The organism is Caballeronia sordidicola, from assembly GCF_000729995.1.
GTDB lineage: Bacteria > Pseudomonadota > Gammaproteobacteria > Burkholderiales > Burkholderiaceae > Caballeronia > Caballeronia sordidicola_A.
Genome location: NZ_JNFG01000008.1, coordinates 201,259 through 222,482 on the forward strand (window position 1 = coordinate 201,259; position 21,224 = coordinate 222,482).

The window sequence follows — 21,224 nt, forward strand, 5'->3', positions numbered from 1 at the left end:
TTATCCGCTTTTCCCGGATACGGCCTGATCGTTGCATTTCAGGGGCCGACTCTTTCATGCCAACGGGGTTCTACACATGTCAAAAATCCTCCGCGTCGCGCTCGGACTCATGGTCGCTTCGCTCCTGACGAATGCTTCCTTTGTCCCACTGTTCCCGCACATCGTCGTTGACTCTGTGGCGGCTGTGTTTGTGGAAGCGATCTGGGCCTTATCGACGAACATCGCGCAAAGTACCGTCGCTGAAACACTCATCCCAATTACGGTGACCCTGTTCGATGTCGGACTCGCCCTGCTCATCGTTGAGGCGGCGCACATGGCCGTTTCGTCGACGGGCCAATATGTCCGTCACGTTGTGTCGTCCGTGCACTCGCGGGTCTTTCCGGGAAGGTCGATGTAATGCTTTGCGCACGTTCTTGACACTCTGAAAAATCATGCGACTGCCGATTTTCTGGACACGTTGGCTCGTCTTCGTAGCCGTCCTGTTTGCCGGGACGCTTGCCGCATTCGCGCAATCTGACGCCGACGTCGGCGCCTGTTTTGTCGCATCGGGAGCGAAATACAGCATTGACCCGCGCCTGTTGTGGGCCATTGCAGAGACGGAATCGAGCGGTCGCCCCGACGCGAGGAATCTCAGTCATTTTTCGCGTACGGGCACGATTGATATTGGCCTTATGCAGATCAATTCATCCTGGCTGACGACACTCGCACGTTTTGGCATTACGCGCGATCGCCTGCTTGACGATCCCTGCCTGAATATCGATGTCGGGGCGTGGATTCTGGCGCGAACCATCCGGCAGCAGGGTGCTAGCTGGAACGCTGTCGGTGCATACAACAGCGCCTGCACCCAACTCAAGGGGGAAGCCTGTACCGACGCCCGCCAGGAGTACGTGCGCAAGGTCTGGAGTTGGTACCAGGGTACCCCTCCCCCTCGCCTGGGCTCGGTACGACGACATTCACAGCCAAACTCCGGGCCTCGGCAGCCAGCCGGCGCGGCTCCGGGTACCGACATTGTTTTTACGACTGAGGACGGAACCGAATGAAGACGGTCATCTCCTATGTGGCCGGCGCCGCGCTGGTTGGATGGGTCACCTATGTCATGGTGTCTACAGACCCTGCTGTACGTGTCAGCCGAACCTGCATGCCTCTAGGCGCGAGCGTACGGCTATTCGGTGCGGTAATCGGGATGCTCGATGAAGATACCGGACGCGACGTGCGTGACGACGCTCTGCCTATGATCGAGGCATGCCGTTCATCGATCTGGTCTTGGGCTTACGATGGACAACCCCTTCCCCGCTTCAACGATGTCGACCCCGTCTTTGGGGACTATCGACCACGCGGCAGCACTGCGGCAGACACGGCCGGCCAGGATCCGCAGCCTTGGGCGACTAACCGCCACCATCGCGGTGGCGACACCGCCGCTGCCTCCACAACTGCGGCGACGGGAAGTGAAAACGACGGAGACAAGCTGTGAATGCGCCAGACCTGGTCGTGGCCACGCAACCTGACTTCGCGTCGTTGCTCGTCTCGTCCACCGGGTTTCTTCATAACGGTCTCGACCGGTTTATCAGCACCTCGAGCGGTGATGGGAAGCTCGTCGAATTTCTGAACTATCTGTTTCCGACCGCTTGCCGGGAGGGCGCATCCGACATCCACATGCGACATCACCAAAACGGCTTTCAGGTGCGCATTCGAACCGACGGCGTGCTGCGCGAGCGGTTCCTTCTGAATAGCAACGCAGCGCGGGAAATCAACGTCAAGATCCGTTCGCGCTGCAACCTCGAGGTATCCGACACTGAGTCACCGCTCGACGGGAAGTTCACTGTCGCCGTCGACGGACGCCGCGTGGATATCCGGGTCTGCATTCTCCCAAGTGACCTTGGACAGTCGATTGTCTGCCGGATTCTTGACGAGGCCAACGCGGCGAGAAAGATTGCAGACATCTGGATGCCGTCCAAGCTTCGTGCAGCGCTAATGGAAGCGCTCGAGGAAGAAGAAGGTCTCATCCTCAACGTCGGTCCGACCGGTTCCGGCAAGACGACAACCTTATATGCCTGCCTCGATCATCTAAACGAGCCGGACATCCACATCATGACCGCCGAGGACCCGATCGAATACACGCTGAGGGGAGCTACACAGACCGCCGTCACCGCACACCGTACTTTCGCCAGGATTCTGCGAGCGATGTTGCGTCAGGATTTTGAAGCCGGACTAATAGGCGAAATCCGCGACGGAGAAACCGCAGGCGTGACGCTGACCGCTGCAAACACGGGTCACCTGATGCTGTCCACGCTTCACACGCGCAATGCGCTTTCAACGATTACCCGTTTCCTCGACCTGGGCGTCAAAGCATATGAAATCGCAGACGCGATTCGTCTCGTCACCGCTCAGCGTCTTCCGCGCATGTTGTGCCCGAGCTGTTCGACCCTGCACGTACCGACCGACGAACAGATCAAGAGGATAAAGACGAAGCATGGCGGCTCCCGTATTGAATTCCATCGTCCTTTCTATGCGGCGAACCCGAGCGGCTGTGAACATTGCAGGGATGGCTACAAAGGGCGGATTCCGATCATGGAGATGCTCGTCGGCACCGATTCGCTACGTGTGGGCATCGAACGTGGTGATCGCGAAGCGATGCGCGAAGAGGCGTTCGCGCAACCACAATACGCGCCCCTTCTCCAGGCCGGAATCGACATGAGCTCGCAGCGGCTTGTCGACTTCAGGACAGCACTTAAATTCGCCCAGTGAGCGTTCCATGGCAAACCGACGACACTTTCTCCTTTCGGCCACCTCCATGGGAATCGCCAGCTTGACTGGCATCGGCGCTCGGCCGGTCAACGCACAGGCCGTTGATGACGACGGAACCGTACCTGGCCTTCCAACCAGTTCGAGCCTCGTGGGCCAGGACAACGGCAAGATCAACATCAAGCCCTATCTCGAAATAGGCGACTTTGCAGAAGACCGCAACAGGGTGTTCTTGTTCTTTCTTTACACCTGCCCATTCTGCGCCCAATACGCAGAGTCATTCGAGGCATGGGGTAGAACGATTCCCAAACCGGTACTCTTTGTCCCGGTCCCGCTGATGATCGATGATCCAACGGACCTGTCTGCCGCAGCGGCATATTACGTCGCACGCAGTCTCATCCCCGATCGAATGGCCGAGTTCGAGGCACGTGCGTATGACCTCGGACAACGACGCGATCCGATGCCCACCGCCAAGGATTTTCCTCAGATTCTCTACGGCATGGGTCTGCGACGCGACGTGGTTCTTTCCGCGTTACATTCGCCCGAAACGCGGGACCGACTGCTGCGGGCGGCCGCGCTCGCGCGCCGGTATCGTGTAAGCGCCACTCCAGATTTTGGCGTCGGCGGCCGCTACACGACCAACGCGAACTACACGGGCGGGAAATATGGAACGCTCGTCCAGCTGCTCAACGGCCTGATCTCCAGGGCAATGAACTCATGAGCCGCCGCGACTTCCTCGCCGGGTGTATCGCGGCGCTTCTCGCGCCGGTGACAGCACCCACTTCAGCAAGCGCAGCGCCGACTCCGATGAAACTCGACGGCGCTGCGCATAGCCTCCAGGTTCAGCTCGACACGAGCGCGCTCAAGTACATCGTAGATGAACCGTCCCTGGGCAGGACTCCCCTCTGGTTCATCCTGGACTCAGGATGCGACATTTGCAGGAATGCCTTATCTGACCTGCGCACCCATGCGGCCATTCACGATCGCACTCTCTTATCGTTTGAGCTTCGGTTCGTGCCCGTGGGCGACACGCCTGACTCTGCCGCGGCAGCCGCTCGCGCGTTTGCGGCCAACAGCATGGAAGGTTTCTTCGTTCAAAGCTGGAGCGTTCCCGTCACTCCGCTCGCGAAGCACGCGCAACACGAAAACACCTTGGCCACGCGGTCGCTACCCGGCTACCCCGCGTTCGTTATCGAAGATCAACCTGTCAAACTAGGATACGGCGGATGGGCAGAATTTGCCGAATGGCTTGCGCCCTGATCGCCTCCTGCGCGCTGTGCTCGGATGTTGAAGCGATATCGCGCGAGCAACCGCAAACGCCACAAGCAGATTCGCACGCAGCTGCCGCGGACTCAGCAAGCGCGCCCTGGGAGTTCACGCCGGGCCCGACGCCAGTGCGGTGCGACAGTTGGCAGGTTCGTAGCCCCTTCCGCGCTGCGTTCCTATCCACGCTCTCGCTAAGCGCCTGGCCCCTGCATTTTGGCGCATGCACGCCCGTATCCTCCATTGCCGAGGACGGGTGGACTCCAGCAACGCTTCGACTCGTTTTTCCGCATGCGAAGAACGCATTTATTCGCCTCAGGATAATTATTTACCTCATGGAGATTTTGCTACTCTGGCGAATCATCAAGCCATTGCGGGCAATACGGCATTTGCGCAGGAGCAGATCTTGAGGGGCTTTTACAAGCGGGCAACTGCGCGCACGAAGCGCATGCAGCGCGCCATTTCACCATCCAGTCGCAACCTCCTCGTGGTGGTCGCGACAACATGGCTGCTCGGAGGGTGCGCGCCGGAGCATGCGCCCGAGCCGTATGTCGCCAAACGCGGCTGGCTGGGCATTGAAACGCGTTCGACCGGTTCAGATTACGCGAGCCTCGGTACCGCGCAGGAGCCCGTTATCACGGCTCAACCCGTCAAACCGGTCCCGCCAGATGGGTGGGAGATCGATCAGCCCGAACCCATGGTTGTTTCCGCGCCGCTCGATCTTGACGACGAGCCGGTGCTCAAGACAGCACCGATAGTCACCAAGCACAGTCGTTTGCGGCACAAGGTGAAGCGGGCGCTGGCGAAATCCGTCGCGCCGCTTTGCCGTCCATCAAATTCCAGGAGTGCACCGTGATCGAGCGCGACATCCCTCAGATGATCGATAACCCACCGCAGATCGTGTTCTGGGAGACCGACGACCTGTTGCCCGTGCTGCTCGCAATGGGCTTCGGCGTAATCATGAACGGCTTCACGACCTCCGTTCTGGCCGGACTTGCGCTCAGCGTCGTCTACATACGCTACAAGCGCAACATGCTGCCGGGCACGCTTCACCACATGGGTTACTGGTACGGCCTCATGTCTCTCAACAGAAACTTTACCAATGGGCTCGCCAGGGAATTCATCCAATGAAGATGCCTCGCCTCTTTCAAACCTGGGACGGCACGCGCAACGCGAACTACTGGCTCGCCGCCTCGATTGGCGGGCTCGTTCTGGCCAACCTGGCGCTCACATTCAAGATCGCGTCTATGCATGAGCGACTCGTGGAGCAGCCGCCCAACATGACTGCCGAATACTCCGTTGCCTGGGACAGCGCGTCATCCAACTTCTATGAGTCGTGGGGCCTGTACGTCGCGAGTGCCGTTGGATCGGTGACGCCGCAAACCGCACATTTCGTTGCGGACCATCTGGCATTCATCGTTGATGCGACGATTTACCCGGCTGTGCGCGACCAGATCTATGCGATCGCCGATGATCCGGCGTACACGACGAGCGGCGCCTTGAACGTATTCGTCCCTCATAACACGGCCTGGGAGGCGTCCACCCACAAGGTGTTTATCGAAGGAACGCTTAACACGACTGCGTATAAGACCACCGCTCAGCCCGTGGCTCAACTACCTGTTACCTACGAGCTGACCATGCACATGGTTGCGGGTCTGCCGAAAATCACGGGTTTCACTTCGTACGTGGGTCCCGCCCGCACTCTGCAATGGCAGAAAACTCATCCGGCAGCTACGTCGAACACGACAGTCAGAGATCGTCTGCATCCCAATATCGCACCTCAGGCAGATGACATCCGGGGCGCTCTTGAAAGCGGGCAGGGTCGCATAAATCCGACCGACGGCGCAGGCGCCGTGCCAAGTCACCGTACCGGCACTAACGCGGGTATCTCCCAGCCGGTTCCGGCCGGTGGGCTTCCGACGGCTAGTCGCGACTCGGGGCCTGCACCTGCGCTACCCGTCACACCGACTGGGCGCGATCCTGCCAACGCATCAACCGGAAGCCTATAAGGGATCGACCGTGCATACGCTATCCCCATCTATCAAGCGCCCTGTCGATCGTCGGCGTAGAACGAGCTTTCGACGCGGGCCCGTGGCCCGGGCCATCGCGTTGCTCACTATCGCTCTCGCCGCGACCCCCGCTACAGTATTCGCGCAGGACAGTGGCGTTGTGCAGAACGTTCACATCGAGATGGATCCACCGGCCGGGGCAACACCTGACATGTCTGCCCAACCCGCTGCCGCTCCGGCTGCGGTGCAGCCACGCCAGGCCGCGGTCGCTCCGGGTAATCAGACGTTGCCGCCCATACTCACGCGAGCCGACATTTCCCGGCTTGTAAATTCCCTCAAGAGTGGCCAGACGGGCGACGCGTCGACCGACGGCCTTGGTCCGGGCGAAGAAGTTGTACAGAGTCCAGCGCGGGCCGCCCCGACAGTTCCGATAGTCAATCTACCGCCGCAAACCCCGCGCGTTGCGCCACATGGGCACTTTCCAGCACCGCCAAATCCGACGGTGGATCAGATGCCGGGGGAGGACCCTGCTGTACTGCACGTACGGCACGGCGTGACCGCGGACTTTCAGGTCTCAAGCACGCAGCCAAACATGGTGGTAACGCCCTTCACGACCCCGAAGGTCATCGCCAAGAAAGTTGGGGGTGAGGATACTTCAGGCTCACGGGTCCTGGGTACGGATGTTTTCTTTTCGCCGAAGGAAGAGACCACCGTTTTCGTAAAGGATGCTGCGGTAGCAAACTCGCCCGTTGTGTCCCTTCACCTGCTGCCCGCGAAGATCGCCGGCCGTTCCGTCACGCTTATACTCGACGGCGCCATTCCCGAGATAAGCAACAAAGCCCAATCCGCAGGCGAAGACTCGAGCTATGTTGGTGGCATCACGGCCGCCATGAAACAGGCGGTACTTGGCCAGATACCGGATGGCTACACGCAGGCGCCGCTCGATGCGCCGATGGCCATCTCGGGACCCATCAAGGCCAGCCCTGTCGGTCGGTATGCAGGCTCTGACGCAGACATTTATCGATACCGCCTGACCAACGCAGGAACGGAATCCGTCACGCTGTCTGAAGAGGCGTTTGGCAGCGAGCACGTGCTTGCGGTCACCATCTTTCCGAACCTCGCGGTGCGCCCAGGCGAAACCACGGATGTGTTCATCATGTTCGCCAAACAGGTGATGTGATCATGTTCGACCAGCTCAAACGCAACTGGGCGCTGATGACGCCTGCCCGCCAGAAGCGCGCTGTTGTAGTCGGCACGATCCTCGCGTTCGGTGCGGGCGCGTGGATATTCAGCGTCAAGACGACGCCTCCGAAGCCGCCCAGCGACAAACTCAGCGTGAACGTGGTTGCCCCACCTCAGCGGAATACGGATCTTACCGATGTTAATGCGACCGTTACGGCGATCCAGCGTCAGCTATTGGACATGGACCATCGCCTCCAGTCGCAACAGAATGAGACGGAGCACCGGTTCAGCGCGCTCGAGACGCAGCAACGCGACAATCCCACCAGTTCAGGCGGTCCTGGAGCGTTGACGCACGGCCAGAGCGCGGGCGCTGCTGGAACGAATTCCCAGCTTCCGACTCCAGGAAGCGGCGACGGAATTTCACCTCCTGGATCATCGCCGTTTCCTGGCTCCGGGCAGCCTCGTCTGAACAGCCCATTGCCCGGCGCTGGGCCCGTCGCAGCCTCGCCGATCAGCCCGCCACATGGCAACGGTGATGGCGCGACCGGCTCGAACGACGATCAGCCGGACGGCATTGAAGTCGTGGGGGACACGACCGACACGCCGGCCGCCTCTTCGTCTGCGAGCGGGGCCAGCGTGTCGAAATCCGGAAACACAAAGGCTACTGACGGCCCGCAGATGTTCCTGCCGATGGGAAGCATCACGAGCGGCCTCGCAATCAACGGCGGAGATTTTCCGACGACCCGGGCATCACAGCGAGATCCGGTCCCGATGCTCATCCGGCTCGACAAAGACGCCATCCTCCCCGGCAAGCAACGCGCGTCCGTCAAGGATTGCTTCCTCATGGTCTCCGGGACAGGAGACCTGTCTACTGCCCGGGCCAATCTGCGAGCCGAACGTATGTCTTGCGTACTGAAGGGGGGGCGCGTTGTCGAAGTGGCTGTTGACGGTTACGTCGTCGGTGAAGACGGGAAACCGGGCCTGCGCGGAACCCTTGATGCCAAAGACGGCGCCTTCATTGCAAACGCCATTCGCGTCGCGCTGATAGGTTCGGTCGGCGAAGGCGTTGCGACCTATGTCGCAACCGAAGCATCGGACATCCATAGCAGTGGTGTGAATGTCCAACTTGGAAGCAACAGTAACAACGGCCAGCAAATAGCTGCTCCGGTCGGTCAAGCCTTCGCGAACGCCGCCCAGCACTACACCGACCTTGCAAAGGAGATTGTCCCCGTCGTCGAAATCAATCCCCTGCGACAGGTCGATGTGATCCTAACCAAAGGCGTAAGCCTTCCCATTTAAGGACGAAGCGTGCGCTTCCAATCAATTTTGGCCGCCGCGTTGACGGCGACGGCACTGTCCGGCTGTGCATCGATGTTCGGCATCGGCTCCTCTTCACCTTCCTGCCCGGGCGGTCAGGGAATAGGGTGCGTATCCGCGCGCGAAGCTTATTCGATGTCTAACAACCCTGCGGCCGTCGAGGCGGCCGAAGCCAAGGGCTCAGGCAAGGACGTACGCCAAGGTCTCCTTGACCCGCAACCGGTGTCAGCCATTCAGGTCAGCCTGCCCGAACCCGTCCAGCAGTCTATGCCCGTGATGGAACCGGCAAAAATCATGCGACTGTGGATCAACACGTGGCAGGACGATCAGCAGCAACTCCATTTCCCAAGCATCGTCTTCGTCGAAGTGACGCCCCGCCGCTGGGCCATTGGCAATAACTCGAACACCTCTCAGGCGAAGACGCTCGTGCCCTACCGGATCGACCCGAGCCCGAATACGGGCGCAGTACTCGTGACCTCTGGGCCTGGTGGAAGCCGGCCTACCCCCGCACGCCCTGTTGCTCGTGCGCAGTCACAGAGTCAGTTGCCAACTACCAACACGAGTAACTGATTTTTAGAAATCTCATAACATACTATTAAATCACAAAGCGATTATCAATTATCATTCGAACCACTTTGAACCTTGCACGGAGCCGAGATGGCCAATCTGAAGGAACGCTGGGCAGATCCGAAATCCCGCAAAAAGCTGTTACTGCAGATTGTCGTAATTCTCGCGGTGTGCCTGGTGGCAGTCCACGCGTTCGCCGGCAGCGACTCGACTTTCGATACGGTCGTCCAGTGGTTGACAGGCGTTCTCAGTGGTTCGGGCGGGAAAATGCTGGCCCTGTTGGGGATTGCGATCGCACTGATTTCTGCGGTTGCCCGCGGGTCGCTTGGCGGCGTGCTGCTGGGTCTCGGCATCACGCTAACGGCTATCTACGGCCCGACCATTCTCACTGGCATGTTCTCGGCCATCTTCTAGCTAGACCTCGTGACGGATTGCTCCCCGCAATCCGGTCTCTTAACCGCCCATCGGGCGGTTTTTTTTCGGTGCGCCGAGCATGCGCAACAGCTTGGGGGTGCGAGTCCCCTGCCCAACCTGATGGTGGTGAAGGGCTAGCGAAACGCAAGGGCGTCGTCGTGAGGAGGGGTCTGAAGGAAGCGTGTAGCAAAGCCACGACCTGACGAACAGAAATCAGATATGAGGCCTACTCGGCCGGACGAGCGAGCCGATGATCGCGAAGTCCATAACCATCAAGGTCCGGGGTGGTAGATCTGGCAGGCGTGTGGCGAAGGCGGTTGAGCTTACCTTCTATGAGCAGAAAGTTGTCAAGGCCTTTCACAAACTGACTGTGGCTCTCGAATCATCGGTCAAAGTCCTTCCCGGCATTCGCGCGGAAGCGCCATAACTGGGTCAAGGGCAGGCGAAGCCTGGCGCAGCGGACCCTTGACGCTGCGAAGGGGCAATATGCTGGCGTATGGTGGCGAGCGCGATAGCTCGCCACCATACAAGCGCCATTTGTGCTGCATATTCCGGCGGAGTTCCACCGCCGTCAACAATGGCTGTAATCCATTCCATGCCACCCAGGTCTGAAGCCGATCATCGCGCGCGTGAGACTCCAGCGTCTCACAACCTTCTATCCGCTGGCGCCTGGCCAGCCTCATCCTGCATGCGCGTTGCGCCGGAATCATCTCCAGGAACATGCCCCATCTCAGGAATCGGTTGCATTGGCAACCCGGTAAGCTCACGGGCATGTTCACCTCAGACGTGTGTGTTGCGTACTGCCTGACTCCGCGTTACCGGCGGGTTGCGAACGGGATGGCCTAAGCCGACTTCAGTTGTGCACCTTCCGGAATCACGCCGTCCTTCAGATAGCGCCACAGGGCAATCGCCAGCCGCCGCGCTACCGCGACGATCGCGATGCGCCGCGCGCGGCGGTTCGGTCCCGTGCCCTGCGTGCGCTGGTTGAACCACTGCGTCAGCGCGCTGTCGGGCTGGTAGCGCAGCCAGGACCACGCCATCTCGACAAGTAACGCGCGCACTCGTCGATTGCCCTGTTTGCTGATCCCTTGGTCGACCTGGCTCTCGCCGCTGTCGTAGGGCTGCGGCACCAGGCCAACGCAGGCACCAAGTTCGCGCCGGTTGTGGAATTGCCGCCAGAACAGCTCCAGCGTCAGGCGCGACGCACCTACTTCGCCAATGCCCTTCAGGCGCGCCAAGTGATCGCTTCGCTCGCGCGCGGGCGCCGGCAAACTCGCCTGCCGCGTCTTCTCCAACGCCGCGAGTTGCTGCTCGGTCAGCGCCAGCCGTTCGCACTCGCGCAGTAGCCGCTCACGCAACTCGAGCGGCAGCGGTGCGCCGTCGTGGCACCTCACCTCGTCACGCGCGAGCCGGCCAGCGAAGGCCTTGCGGTCGACGTCGTCCCAGCAACCGAGCGTGACCAACAGTTTGCGCATCCGGTCGCGATGCTGCAGCACTTCCTTCTGCAGTTGCCCGCGATCGCGCATCAGCTGGCGCGACGCTTCGTCCTGCGGCGACGGCACGTGAACCACATGCATGCGGTCGCGCTCGCCACGCAGCCACGCGCGCAGGTTGATCACCAGCTTGATCGCATCGAGCCGGTCGGTCTTGGCCCGCCGCTTGTGGCGTTCGACCGGAATGCTTGCCGGATCGACGACGTAGCACTCGACGTGTCGCGCCCGCAGCGCGCGATAAATCCAGAACGCGTCCTGGCCGGCCTCGTAGCTCACGACGATCCGCACGCCCGCCGGCAACGACCACTTCTCCTTGTGTGCCTCGATCAGGTCCAGCACCGCCTGAAGGCGCGCCGCGGCTTGCGGCTGCGCGACCGTATGCACCGCCGGCTGCTCGCGCCGGCCATCGTGCAGCGCAACCTTCCACTTGCTGGCGGCCAGCTCCAGTGACACCGCCAGCACGACCTCTTCGGAATGCGTTGGGTATGCCTGATCTGTGCGCATGATGTTCTCCTGTGAATGAGGCTTGGCACGCTGATTTTAGCCCTCAGTTCGCCGACCGCCTGGATGCCTCATAGGATCTCGGGAGGCCTGTGCGGTGTCCTGGAATCAGGACTGAACGGCTCGCAAGGGCCGTTGACCATCGTGCAGGAGTCAGCAGCGGGCATAGTACAGCGGCAACGCTGGAAGGCCCAAACGGAGAGGAGCGGCGAGTAAGCCGGAGAACTCGACATGGGAGCGCAGCAGAAAACGCAACGCGTCCTTGGCGACGGAAATCTGGGTGAAGCCCGGAGGACTGCCGCCCGAGGGGCTGAACCTATGGCGGCGAACCCCGAACCTGAAAGCCCGTCGGCTTGTGACCGACTGATGGAGGAAGTCTGCGAGCGGGGAAACCTGCGACAGGCGTTGAAACGTGTGAAGGCGAACAAGGGCGCGCCGGGCGTGGACGGCATGACGGTTCAGGCACTACCGGCGTACCTGCGTGAGCATTGGCCGTCGATAAGAGACACGCTGCTCAACAGCACGTACAAGCCCCAACCGGTGAGACGGGTCGAGATACCCAAGCCTGATGGCGGTGGCGTGCGCAAGCTCGGCATTCCTTCTGCGCTTGATCGATTCGTCCAGCAGGCGGTCTTGCAGGTGTTGCAAAGGCAGTGGGACCCGACGTTCTCGGATGCCAGTTACGGCTTCCGCCCGGGACGCTCGGCACATCAGGCAGTGGAGCGCGCGCAAGGCTACATTCAGGCGGGACATCGCTGGGTTGTAGACCTGGACCTCGAACAATTCTTCGATCGCGTGAGCCACGACATCCTGATGAGCCGGGTGGCAAAACGGGTCAGCGACAAACGGATGTTGAAGCTGATCCGTTCCTTCCTGACGGCGGGCGTGCTGGAGAACGGGATGGTTGGCGCAACGGACGAGGGTACGCCCCAGGGCGGCCCCCTATCACCGTTGTTATCCAATCTGATGCTCGACGATCTCGACCGGGAACTTGAGCGACGCGGGCTGCGTTTCGTGAGGTACGCCGACGATTGTAACGTCTACGTACGCAGCGAACGCGCGGGTCAGCGGGTGATGGTGGGGCTGAAAGCCTTCCTCACCGGCAAGCTCAAGTTGAAGGTCAACGAGGCGAAGAGCGCGGTGGCCGAACCTCACACGCGGAAGTTTCTCGGATTCACCTTCCTTACCCGTGGACACGTCAAACGGCGCATCGCGCCCAAGGCACTTCTTCGGTTCAAGGAACGAATCCGGGAGCTAACGCAACGCACACGAGGGATCAGCATCGAACAGTTGATGGAGCGGCTGAAACGCTATCTTACTGGGTGGCGCGGTTACTTCGGCTTCTGCGAGACGCCCAGTACGCTACAGCGGCTGGATGAGTGGGTGCGACGCCGTATTCGCTGCGTGTTCTGGAAACAGTGGGGGACTAGCCCCAACCGCTTCAGGGAACTGACAGCACGCGGTGTCGACCGGAATCTGGCCGCCCAAACGGTCGGCTCCCCACACGATGCATGGCGGCTGAGCAACAGTCCCGCTCTGCAACGCGCGCTCACCAATCGCTATCTCGGCTCCCTCGGTCTTCCATCGTTACGCACATAGCCGGTCAACCGATCCGAACCGCCGTGTACGGACCCGTACGCACGGTGGTGTGGGAGGGGTCGGGCCGCGAGGTCTGCCCCTATCCCGATCCTGATAGTTACCCTTAGTCGCAAATAATTATCTTATTGCGATTGGTGATACCCTCGGCAGACACATTCGGCAACCTTGACTCAAACTGGACTTCTGATGGGTGCTACCGACCGTATAGCTGAAATGCTTGATCGCAACCGACCGGGAGACGCTTTTACCTGTCTTGCTGCCGACGACAATATGTTCTTCTTCGAAGACGGTGCGCTCGGCGCACTTCTTCAGGGTGACTTCATTACTGGTGCGGACATCAACATCCAGAAGATGCTTGAGAACGTGCTCGGCGAACATTACCCGCCTGGCACGTTCATTCAGGACATCCAGATGGCTGTCCCGGATCTGGACGACCAGCTTTCCCCGTACCGGGAAGCGCGTGTACACAGCCCATACGGCAACCGAGTAGCGAAAGTCGCGTGCGATGATCGCGCAAATTTTATCGCTGCTGCTGCCCACCAGCGACTCGCACCGACCTTGACCACACGCGTGCTCGACGCCCGCCACTATGTGGCAATAAAGATTCCGACGCGAGGCATACCCTTCCCTAAGGCATCCGAGATAGCGGAGTTCCGCGAGCTGCGTGACCGCGTGCAGGCGATGTACGAGGCAGCGAAGCTTCCTGTCGAGCCGATCGGTCCCGACGAGTATCTGGCAGTCCTGCGTCGCTACTTCGACATGTATGGAAAGTGGAATCGCTCGTACGATGAAGATAAAACCATTCGTGATCAGATCTTCACTCCCAGCCAGCGTATCAAACAGCTGAAGTCTACGATTCGTGCCGACTCTCCAACCAGCGCGGGGCACGTCCATATCGGATTGATGACGACGGCGAAATACCCCAAAAAAGCCAGCCTGTATCTCATGGACCTGCTGCGCGGAACGCCCGATGGAACCGGCACGCAAATCAGCATGCCATTTGTTCTAACCACAACCGTCCACGTCCCTGAGCAAAGCAAAAAGATTGGTGGAGTGCGAACAAAGTCAGTGCTCATAACTCAGCAGGCGTTCGGCCCCCTACTCAAGTGGGTGCCGCTTCTTGCCGCGAAGAAAAAAGGCTTCGATACTCTGATATCGGCGCTCGACTCCGGGGCCAATGCCGTTGAAGTCAATACCACGCTCGCGCTCTTTAATCGCTCAGCGCGGGATATCAATCGTATGGCGGCGCGACTCAAGTCGTATTTTTCTGGGAAGGACATGCAGATGTCCCTCGAAAAACACATCACGTGGCCGAATTTCTACAACACCCTACCTCTATGCCCTAGCGCTAGGAGCATTGAACGAACGCGCCGGTTCTTCACGATGGGTTCGGTCCATGCGGCGCAGTTCCTGCCCGTGATCGACGAGTGGCGAGGTTACGGTAACGCGATGCTTCTGACCACTCGCCGCGGCCGCCCGTTTGGCTATGACCTTTTTCACGGTCGTAACTCGAACTTCAACTGGCTGCTGACGGCCGACGCCGGCGCGGGAAAGTCGTTTGCCGTGCAGCGCATGTTGCAGGATTACCTCGCGCTCGGCGCGATCGTTCGGATTCTGGACATCCGTCGTTCACACGGAAAGTTCACCAAGGCTCATCACGGCGACTACATCGAATTTACGGACAAGACCCGCGATAGCCTCAACCCTTTTACGAACGTCACTGACATTGACGAAAGTATCGGCGTGCTGCAGGCCCTCCTCTGCAAGATGGCCAATCCGAACGAGCCCACCCGTTCGTCTGAGGCCGTCCGGATCATGTCCTCTATCAAGAGCGTGTGGGCATCGTACGGGCCCGCCATGGAGGTCACTCAGGTCTACCAGTACCTCATGAACCAGGCAAATGACGAAATCAGCCGTGAACTTGCACGCAAGCTCTACCCGTTCACCACTGAAGGTCCTTACGGCGCATGGTTCTCTGGCCCGAACACACTGCATGCCGACGCGCAGCTGGTCACATTCGAGCTTTTCGAACTGCGATCGCAACCTCACCTGCAACAGGTCATCCAGCAGCTGCTGATGATCCGCTGCGAACAGGACATGTATGCGACGAAGGGGAGCGTGCAGCAAAAAATCCTCGTGATTGAGGAAGGCGGCGACATCATGCCCGACGAACCCTTCGCTCGCTTCATCGCCCAGCTGTACGCGAAGGTCCGCAAAGAAACCGGGTCGATTGGGTTGATTCTTCAGAACCTCACGCAGCTCTACAACAGTCCGCATGGCCCGACCATCGCCGGCACTGCCGCGACGAAATTCATCATGCAGCAGGCATCTGAGTCCATCAACCTGGCTCGCAAAAACGGGTGGATGGATATCGGCGAAGCGGAGGCCGACCTGCTGCGCAGTGTTCACACTATCAAGGGTCGCGGTGGATATTCCGAGATCTACTTCCGGACCGAGAGCGGCTCGGGGATCGCAAGACTTGTTGAATCGCGATTTAACCAGGTGCTCTTCTCATCGGAAGGCGCCGAGAAACACGTGATCCTCGCCGCAGCAGACCGCGGCGACGACGTCATCGAAGCTGTTCATGAATTCATTCGCGGAGAAAGCGCATGAGCGAGAGCTCGCCTAGCCCCGACGTGCCTCAGAACCCGCCCCGGTCCGAACCTACCCTCGGCACGCCGACGTCGAACGATACCCAGCGTGCCCACGACGGTCCCATCGATTCGCGGGCGTCGGGTACGGGCGCCATCGCTGATACCGCGGCTGCGGCCGCCCCATCGGTGCGCGCTGGTCTTTGGGGCATGCTCCGGCTGGTCGCGACCGTCGCGCTGGTATGTACAGGTTTGCTGTTTGGAGGCCGCGCGCTGGTCGCACATATGCCGTCCATTTCGCCACTCGCCTGGTTCAAGTCCTCGACGCCAAATACGGGAAGTGCCACCTGCTACAGCACGATTGATATGAGTCGCCTTACGTCGCTGATGGTGGCAGACCTCTTGACCCGCTCCAACGGAAAATCTGCCGCTGAGGCGCAGGTTTTCTACCGTAGCCAGCTGCAGAAAATGGATGCGACTATCGGCGCGCTTGCCGATAGCTGCCTCTTGGTCCGTCGGGAGGCCATTGTCGCTGCGCCTGCGGGAATTGACGTTAGCGCGCAGGTAGCCGGCGAGCTCGGTCTTGACTGGTCGCGTGCGCAGAAAATCGTTGCGCCCGACGCGCTCCCCGGCGCGACGCCGGCTGCCACCCCTGCTGCCGCACCAGATAGCACCGCGAGCTCCGTCGGAAGCAATCCCACAAGTCCCTCCATTGGAAGCCCGGCACTTGATAACTAGATTGCCCGCCCGGAACGCTACGCTCATTGCGGCAATACTGGCGTTCGTTCCAGTCGCACTCTTTGGGGCGCGGCCGTCTGCCGATCTCCTGCACCGTTACGGCTACATATTTTTCGACCGTGAAGAAACCGGTTGCCTTCCGTGGGAATGGTACTGGGGAAGCATCGATACAGGTGTGATCCGGCGCGGGGATCTCGTCACCTTCCGAAACGAACAGGCATCCCTGTTTCCGCGGGGTGCACTCATGACCAAGATTGTTGCCGGTGTGCCCGGTGACACGGTGGTGATCGGTCAAGGGGTCATCAGCATTAACGGCCAGATCCTTGGCACGCTCGCGCGGGGTGCGCAGCACTTCTTCAAGCCCGTCAACACGTGGGACACCCGGTACCGCATTCCTGCCGGCCAGTACTTCGTGTTCGGATCCGAATACCGTTCATATGACTCCCGTTACTGGGGACCGATTCGTCATGATCAAATCGTCACTAAAGATACGTTGCTGGATTAGGCAAATCTCAGCGCTGCTCGCTGGAGTCACAGTCATTGCGCAGCTCGCAAATGCGCAGTCCGCGGTGACCGGCGCGAACATTCGCGCCGGCGTAGGGGCGACCAGCGACGTTCTGGCGATCGTCCGTGAACAGAACCAGCAGATCCGAGCCGGCGCGCTCAAGGCGCAGTCCGTGTTCGGAGGTCCGACGACGCATGACAACGGGAAAAATCCCGCGACCGAAGCGGTTCTCAAAGCCAAGACTGCGGTCTTCATTTCAATGTCAATGCCAGATCGTGAACTCTCAGCCCTGCTGGACGAAGGCCGCGGACGGCGTGACGTTGTGTTCTTTCTGCGTGGTCTGGAAGGCAACAACGGGCGCAAGACCAACGAACACGTCAAGGCCGTGACGGACTTCAAAAATCGCCTACGCGAGGGCCAGCCTGTCGTTGCAGTTCTTCCCCAGGCATTTGCAAGGTGGGACGTGACGCGAGTGCCCGTCGTGATGCACGAATCAGTTGTTGATCACAAGTGGTATCGCGTCGACGGAGCAATCTCCATCGAATCTGCAACCCGCGATATCGACGCCGGTGTTAAATCTCGCGCTACCGGTATGACGTGGCCCGTGAGCGAGCAGGATCTCGCCGACGTATTCCGCGACCGCATGCAGCACTACGACTGGAAGGCATGGCAAGGTCGAACGGCTGCAAACATGAAGCGCCAGATGGATCTGGGGACCCCGCTTCCGCTCGCACAGCGTGACACACGGTATACCGTTGACCTGAGCGTCACGTTCCCTCAAGACATCCGAGACCGGAAAGGCAATCTGATCATAGCCAAGGGGACCCGCTACAACCCACTCGCCAAGTCGGGACTGCCTGGAAGTGCGATTGTCATTATCGACCCAGCCGACGAGCGACAAATCGCGATGGCCCGCACATGGATGCAGCGCTACCCCCACGGACGGTTGCTCGTCACGCACTTCGACGAGGAGGGCCTGAGCACGCTTGTTCAGCAAACCGGGATCAAGCCCATGATGCTCGACAAGATTATTGTCAAGCGCTTCCAGCTCCAGGCCGCTCCAAGTCTGCTGACGGCTGAAAACGGCTTGCTTGTCGTGCAGACGTTTTCACCCCGAGTCGAAGGAGGCATGTAGGCCATGAGGCACTTTCTCCGGCTTCTCGCGTTCGTCATCCCATTCTTGCTGCATCCGGCCAGCGTCCAGGCGCAAAGCGTCGCCATGGGTTGCAACGTTGCGTCTCCTTCAGACCTTTACACGAACTTTTGTTACGACTCAATGTTCCCGTTAATCATAGCGGGCGTAGACGTCATTCCGCCAAACGATGTTGACGCGCCTTATGATGCCGTCCGCCAGACAATCTGCTGGTGCGATGGACCGTTTGATATCCAGATTCCCGGATACCCAGAGGGCACGTGGGTACCTATTTCTGTTATTGAGACCACTCGCTCGCCCGGATGCTCGCCGATGCTCGGAGGCCTGAATCTCGGGAGCACACTAGGTGCCGGTCGACGCACGGGTGGCTCCGGAGGAACAGCAGAGTCCGGGTCATTGGCCGAAGGCGGCTTTCGGCAATTCAACCTCTACGACTTCCCTCTGTCCTCTATATTCGCGACCATCGTTGGATCGGGAAGTGCCGATCTCGGAATAAGCGATGACTCGTATATGTCGTCGCTGTTTCTTCCTTTCTGGGACGACGAAGCACTTTCTAATCTGCTGTTTCCTGAAGCGGCTGCTTTCGAAAATCCTGTCGCGATGATCGCCGCGCCGCTTGATTGCGCGGCGGAAATGGCATCGGGCCTCGCAAGTATTGCCGGCGCCGCCGACGACGCAATGTTCTGGTGGATGGGGTGCTGGGGAGCGGCATACCCGCTAACCGGCAACTTCGGCAACAAGGACGTCACTACCGGATCGTCGCTTGTTGCTGCCAAGGTCATGTACACGATGAATGCCATGGCAAGGTACGGCGCCGTCAATTCGAAGTACGGCATGACGACTGTCGGGGAAGCGGTGGTGAGCGGCGCCTGCAGTCCCGTTCCTATGCCCGTCATGAACAAGAGCGAATTCAAGATGACGATGATGTTCCCGGTCAGCGAGGCCGGTAACTCGGTCGGGACTGACAGCGATCCTTCCTTGAACGCAGGCTCGATCAATCCGGTCTCGTTCCTTGAAAACCGGTGTGCCCACAGTGTTGGTTCATCTGAATACCTCTGGGGGTTGGGTCGAAAGGTGCCCGGAACCGGTGAGGACGAAGCGTATCTCGTTTGGCGATGGGTAGACCATTGCGAAGAGTGACGGTGACAACAAAGGACATCACATGCGAAAAAAGCTAATCTGGGTGACGCTATTTTCCGGCCTGCCAGTCGCGGCAACACCGGAAAGCGCGGTAGCACAGGTATCAGACGGGTTTTCGGCCGCCGCCGGCGCGTCCGCGTCTGTGACGTCGCAGGCGAGCGGAGCGGGTCAACTGGTCTCCTCCGCCGGTAGCACTCCGGGGAGTACTACCGGTCTTGTCGGCAGCTCGCTGGGCGGTGCGAACGCTGGCAGTACCGGAATGACGAACGCGCCACTCACTTCACCGTATACATCGCAGCAGGAAACAAGTGCCATGCAAAGCGGCGCGCTAAGCGCGGCGAATGCGCTCTCAGCCATGGGCCTCCCCGCTGGTTCAACCGTTACACCATGCGCAGCCTGGATTCAGGCCATGCAATCATATGCGACGTCCTACTCCAACGGGGGAGCGGTCAACCCTAAGGCCGCTCAACAGTCATTTCCAAGCATGGCCCAGCTCTGCGCGCCCGCCTCCGATGGCAGCGGCGGAGGTGGTGGTGGGGCATCGGACGGCGCTGACGGTGCAGGTGGTAGCGACGGAGGAAGTGGTGATGGCGACTGAAATGACGGTGATCCAAACGAAGCGGAGATCAGCCCTCTTCACGATTGTCACTCTCCTTGCCATTCCCGCAGGCGCTCGCGCGCAGTTCGCACCCTTTAGCCTCTTCGACAACGGTGAGAAGCGCGCGTACAACCTCTATCGTGCAGCTGCTGCCGGCAGCAACGCCGCTTTCGAAGAGTTGCGTCAACGCGGCAACAACGGGGATCGCTGGGCAGCGTTCCAGTTCGGGTACCTGCACCACGTTGGCAAGGCGCCTGGTGTCGGCAAAGATCTAGCGATTGCGATGAAGGCTTACGGTATCGCGTGCCGCACTGCCGCGGACAAGACGGCCATCACTGGAAACACCCTCGCGGCCTACAACATGGGCCTCATCTACCTGTACGGGGACAATGGCATCTCACCGGACCCCGCGACCGCTGTGAAATGGTTCACCGCGTCGGCAGGGGATGATCAGCACGCGTTTGTCCCGGCTGCCATGAATCTTGCAAACGTCTACGAGCATGGATACCTGAACGTTCAACGAGACCTCGACGAAGCCGCTCGCTGGTACCGCGCTGCGGCCGCGGGCCAGGAGCCCTATGCACTTTACAAGTTTGGCCTTTGCCTGTTGCGTGGGATTGGGATGCAAGCCAACCAGGTCGAAGCGAACCTCAAGCTCACAGCCGCAGCGGATCTGTGGAGCCGGGAGGCGATGTACACCTTGGCCGTTATCCAGAGTTCAGATCCCAACTCTCTGCTCGATCGAAACCCTGTCACTGCAGCACGGTGGCTTCTGATTGCTTCCGAGGGCTACCCTTCGTACGCCCGCGCTGCCCAGGCTGCGATGAATGGGCTCAACCCGAACCAGCAGGATACCGCCCGGCAGAGCGCCCGCTTGTGGTTACAAAGTCACGCCCGTGTGCCGGAACGGGTCGACTATCGGGCGCCCATGAATACTGAACCAAAGTACGGCCTCGGGACCGTTCCTTCCTGACCGGATCGGCCCGCAGGCAAGGCTTTTCCCATAACTCACTGCCGCGCCATACACGATGCGACATACCGGCCACGATACGCGTCTATCGCCTGATCACCCGATCGACGACTTCCTGCGCTCGATCGCCCGTTATGTCCGGGCCACAACGTTCGGCGTTCCGCGGATCATTGTCGACACAGCCGGCAACGTCAGACTCGACGTCGATACGACAGAAACGGTCGCGGACCTCGCCTCACGCGTTGAGCGCTCGCTGCCTCCTCACTCAAGCTGTCTTGAGCACGAGCTGGCTCGCATCATCGCGGTTCGGGACGCGTCCCGGAACCTCAATGCTGTCGCCCGCGAGGCCCTGATCCACTACGCCTGCGCCGGAGACAACGCCCTCGAGAAGATGGAGCTCGCCTGCTCACGACTTCCACGCGAGAACGGGGCATAGCCGGGC

At 60.1% G+C, this 21,224-nt stretch carries 23 protein-coding genes; 22 read left to right on the forward strand and 1 reads right to left on the reverse strand.

What is annotated here, in order from left to right:
• Positions 1-76 precede the first annotated feature (76 nt).
• From FH08_RS0109270 to FH08_RS0109335, 13 genes are all read left to right on the forward strand, one after another.
• Positions 77-397 carry a hypothetical protein gene (locus FH08_RS0109270; RefSeq protein ID WP_031358055.1) on the forward strand — a complete coding sequence of 107 codons (321 nt, stop codon included), beginning with the start codon at positions 77-79 and terminating at the stop codon, positions 395-397.
• A 34-nt stretch (positions 398-431) separates the two neighbouring features.
• The gene (locus tag FH08_RS49350) at positions 432-1,040 is read left to right on the forward strand and encodes a lytic transglycosylase domain-containing protein (protein WP_051888001.1); all 609 of its coding nucleotides are present in this window, start codon (positions 432-434) and stop codon (positions 1,038-1,040) included.
• Positions 1,037-1,471, forward strand: a complete 435-nt coding sequence (locus FH08_RS0109280; protein WP_031358057.1) for a hypothetical protein — start codon at positions 1,037-1,039, stop codon at positions 1,469-1,471. Before FH08_RS49350 ends, FH08_RS0109280 begins: the two co-directional genes overlap by 4 nt.
• Positions 1,468-2,745, forward strand: a complete 1,278-nt coding sequence (locus FH08_RS0109285) for a GspE/PulE family protein (protein ID WP_051888004.1) — start codon at positions 1,468-1,470, stop codon at positions 2,743-2,745. The genes FH08_RS0109280 and FH08_RS0109285 overlap by 4 nt, the downstream gene beginning before the upstream one ends.
• Positions 2,746-2,791: 46 nt before the next feature.
• A complete protein-coding gene (locus tag FH08_RS0109290) occupies positions 2,792-3,463 on the forward strand; it encodes a hypothetical protein (RefSeq protein ID WP_031358059.1) in 672 nt (223 codons plus the stop codon).
• Positions 3,460-4,002, forward strand: a complete 543-nt coding sequence (locus FH08_RS0109295) for a hypothetical protein (RefSeq protein ID WP_031358060.1) — start codon at positions 3,460-3,462, stop codon at positions 4,000-4,002. Before FH08_RS0109290 ends, FH08_RS0109295 begins: the two co-directional genes overlap by 4 nt.
• Before the next feature lie 409 nt (positions 4,003-4,411).
• A complete protein-coding gene (locus FH08_RS0109300) occupies positions 4,412-4,861 on the forward strand; it encodes a hypothetical protein (RefSeq protein ID WP_152602767.1) in 450 nt (149 codons plus the stop codon).
• Entirely contained in the window at positions 4,858-5,136 is a 279-nt protein-coding gene (gene traL / locus FH08_RS0109305; protein ID WP_031358062.1) for a type IV conjugative transfer system protein TraL, read from the forward strand. Before FH08_RS0109300 ends, traL begins: the two co-directional genes overlap by 4 nt.
• Entirely contained in the window at positions 5,133-6,014 is an 882-nt protein-coding gene (locus tag FH08_RS0109310; protein WP_031358063.1) for a TraE/TraK family type IV conjugative transfer system protein, read from the forward strand. The genes traL and FH08_RS0109310 overlap by 4 nt, the downstream gene beginning before the upstream one ends.
• An 82-nt stretch (positions 6,015-6,096) precedes the next feature.
• Positions 6,097-7,194, forward strand: coding sequence for a TraK domain-containing protein (locus FH08_RS0109315; RefSeq protein ID WP_031358064.1), 1,098 nt, complete (start codon positions 6,097-6,099; stop codon positions 7,192-7,194).
• 2 nt (positions 7,195-7,196) lie between these two features.
• The gene (locus FH08_RS49355) at positions 7,197-8,495 is read left to right on the forward strand and encodes a TrbI/VirB10 family protein (RefSeq protein ID WP_051888006.1); all 1,299 of its coding nucleotides are present in this window, start codon (positions 7,197-7,199) and stop codon (positions 8,493-8,495) included.
• A gap of 153 nt (positions 8,496-8,648) precedes the next feature.
• Entirely contained in the window at positions 8,649-9,083 is a 435-nt protein-coding gene (locus tag FH08_RS0109330) for a TraV family lipoprotein (RefSeq protein WP_031358066.1), read from the forward strand.
• Between the two features lie 87 nt (positions 9,084-9,170).
• Positions 9,171-9,494, forward strand: coding sequence for a TrbC/VirB2 family protein (locus FH08_RS0109335; protein WP_051888007.1), 324 nt, complete (start codon positions 9,171-9,173; stop codon positions 9,492-9,494).
• Positions 9,495-10,336: 842 nt separating this feature from the next.
• Here the strand turns inward: FH08_RS0109335 and FH08_RS0109345 are convergent.
• Positions 10,337-11,491, reverse strand: a complete 1,155-nt coding sequence (locus tag FH08_RS0109345) for an IS110 family transposase (protein ID WP_031358068.1) — start codon at positions 11,489-11,491, stop codon at positions 10,337-10,339.
• A gap of 228 nt (positions 11,492-11,719) precedes the next feature.
• Between FH08_RS0109345 and ltrA the strand changes: the two genes are divergently transcribed.
• The 9 genes from ltrA (at position 11,720) to FH08_RS0109385 (ending at position 21,218) form a co-directional block, all read left to right on the forward strand.
• Complete coding sequence (gene ltrA / locus FH08_RS0109350; protein ID WP_031358069.1) at positions 11,720-13,087, forward strand: group II intron reverse transcriptase/maturase; 1,368 nt, start codon at positions 11,720-11,722, stop codon at positions 13,085-13,087.
• 186 nt (positions 13,088-13,273) lie between these two features.
• Positions 13,274-15,700: a TraC family protein gene (locus tag FH08_RS0109355; RefSeq protein WP_031358070.1), complete on the forward strand. Its 2,427-nt coding sequence runs from the start codon at positions 13,274-13,276 to the stop codon at positions 15,698-15,700.
• A complete protein-coding gene (locus FH08_RS52490) occupies positions 15,697-16,416 on the forward strand; it encodes a hypothetical protein (RefSeq protein ID WP_031358071.1) in 720 nt (239 codons plus the stop codon). The genes FH08_RS0109355 and FH08_RS52490 overlap by 4 nt, the downstream gene beginning before the upstream one ends.
• On the forward strand, positions 16,406-16,921 hold the full coding sequence (lepB, locus tag FH08_RS0109365; protein WP_160172446.1) for a signal peptidase I: 516 nt from the start codon (positions 16,406-16,408) through the stop codon (positions 16,919-16,921). The genes FH08_RS52490 and lepB overlap by 11 nt, the downstream gene beginning before the upstream one ends.
• A 64-nt stretch (positions 16,922-16,985) precedes the next feature.
• Positions 16,986-18,056 carry a TrbC family F-type conjugative pilus assembly protein gene (locus tag FH08_RS0109370; RefSeq protein ID WP_031358073.1) on the forward strand — a complete coding sequence of 357 codons (1,071 nt, stop codon included), beginning with the start codon at positions 16,986-16,988 and terminating at the stop codon, positions 18,054-18,056.
• Positions 18,057-18,140: 84 nt separating this feature from the next.
• Complete coding sequence (locus FH08_RS50310) at positions 18,141-19,214, forward strand: TraU family protein (protein ID WP_268810822.1); 1,074 nt, start codon at positions 18,141-18,143, stop codon at positions 19,212-19,214.
• Between the two features lie 22 nt (positions 19,215-19,236).
• Positions 19,237-19,812 carry a hypothetical protein gene (locus FH08_RS52495; protein ID WP_160172447.1) on the forward strand — a complete coding sequence of 192 codons (576 nt, stop codon included), beginning with the start codon at positions 19,237-19,239 and terminating at the stop codon, positions 19,810-19,812.
• Positions 19,748-20,785, forward strand: a complete 1,038-nt coding sequence (locus FH08_RS49360) for a tetratricopeptide repeat protein (RefSeq protein ID WP_160172448.1) — start codon at positions 19,748-19,750, stop codon at positions 20,783-20,785. Before FH08_RS52495 ends, FH08_RS49360 begins: the two co-directional genes overlap by 65 nt.
• Positions 20,786-20,840: 55 nt before the next feature.
• On the forward strand, positions 20,841-21,218 hold the full coding sequence (locus FH08_RS0109385; protein ID WP_031358076.1) for a hypothetical protein: 378 nt from the start codon (positions 20,841-20,843) through the stop codon (positions 21,216-21,218).
• The last annotated feature ends 6 nt before the right edge of the window (positions 21,219-21,224 follow it).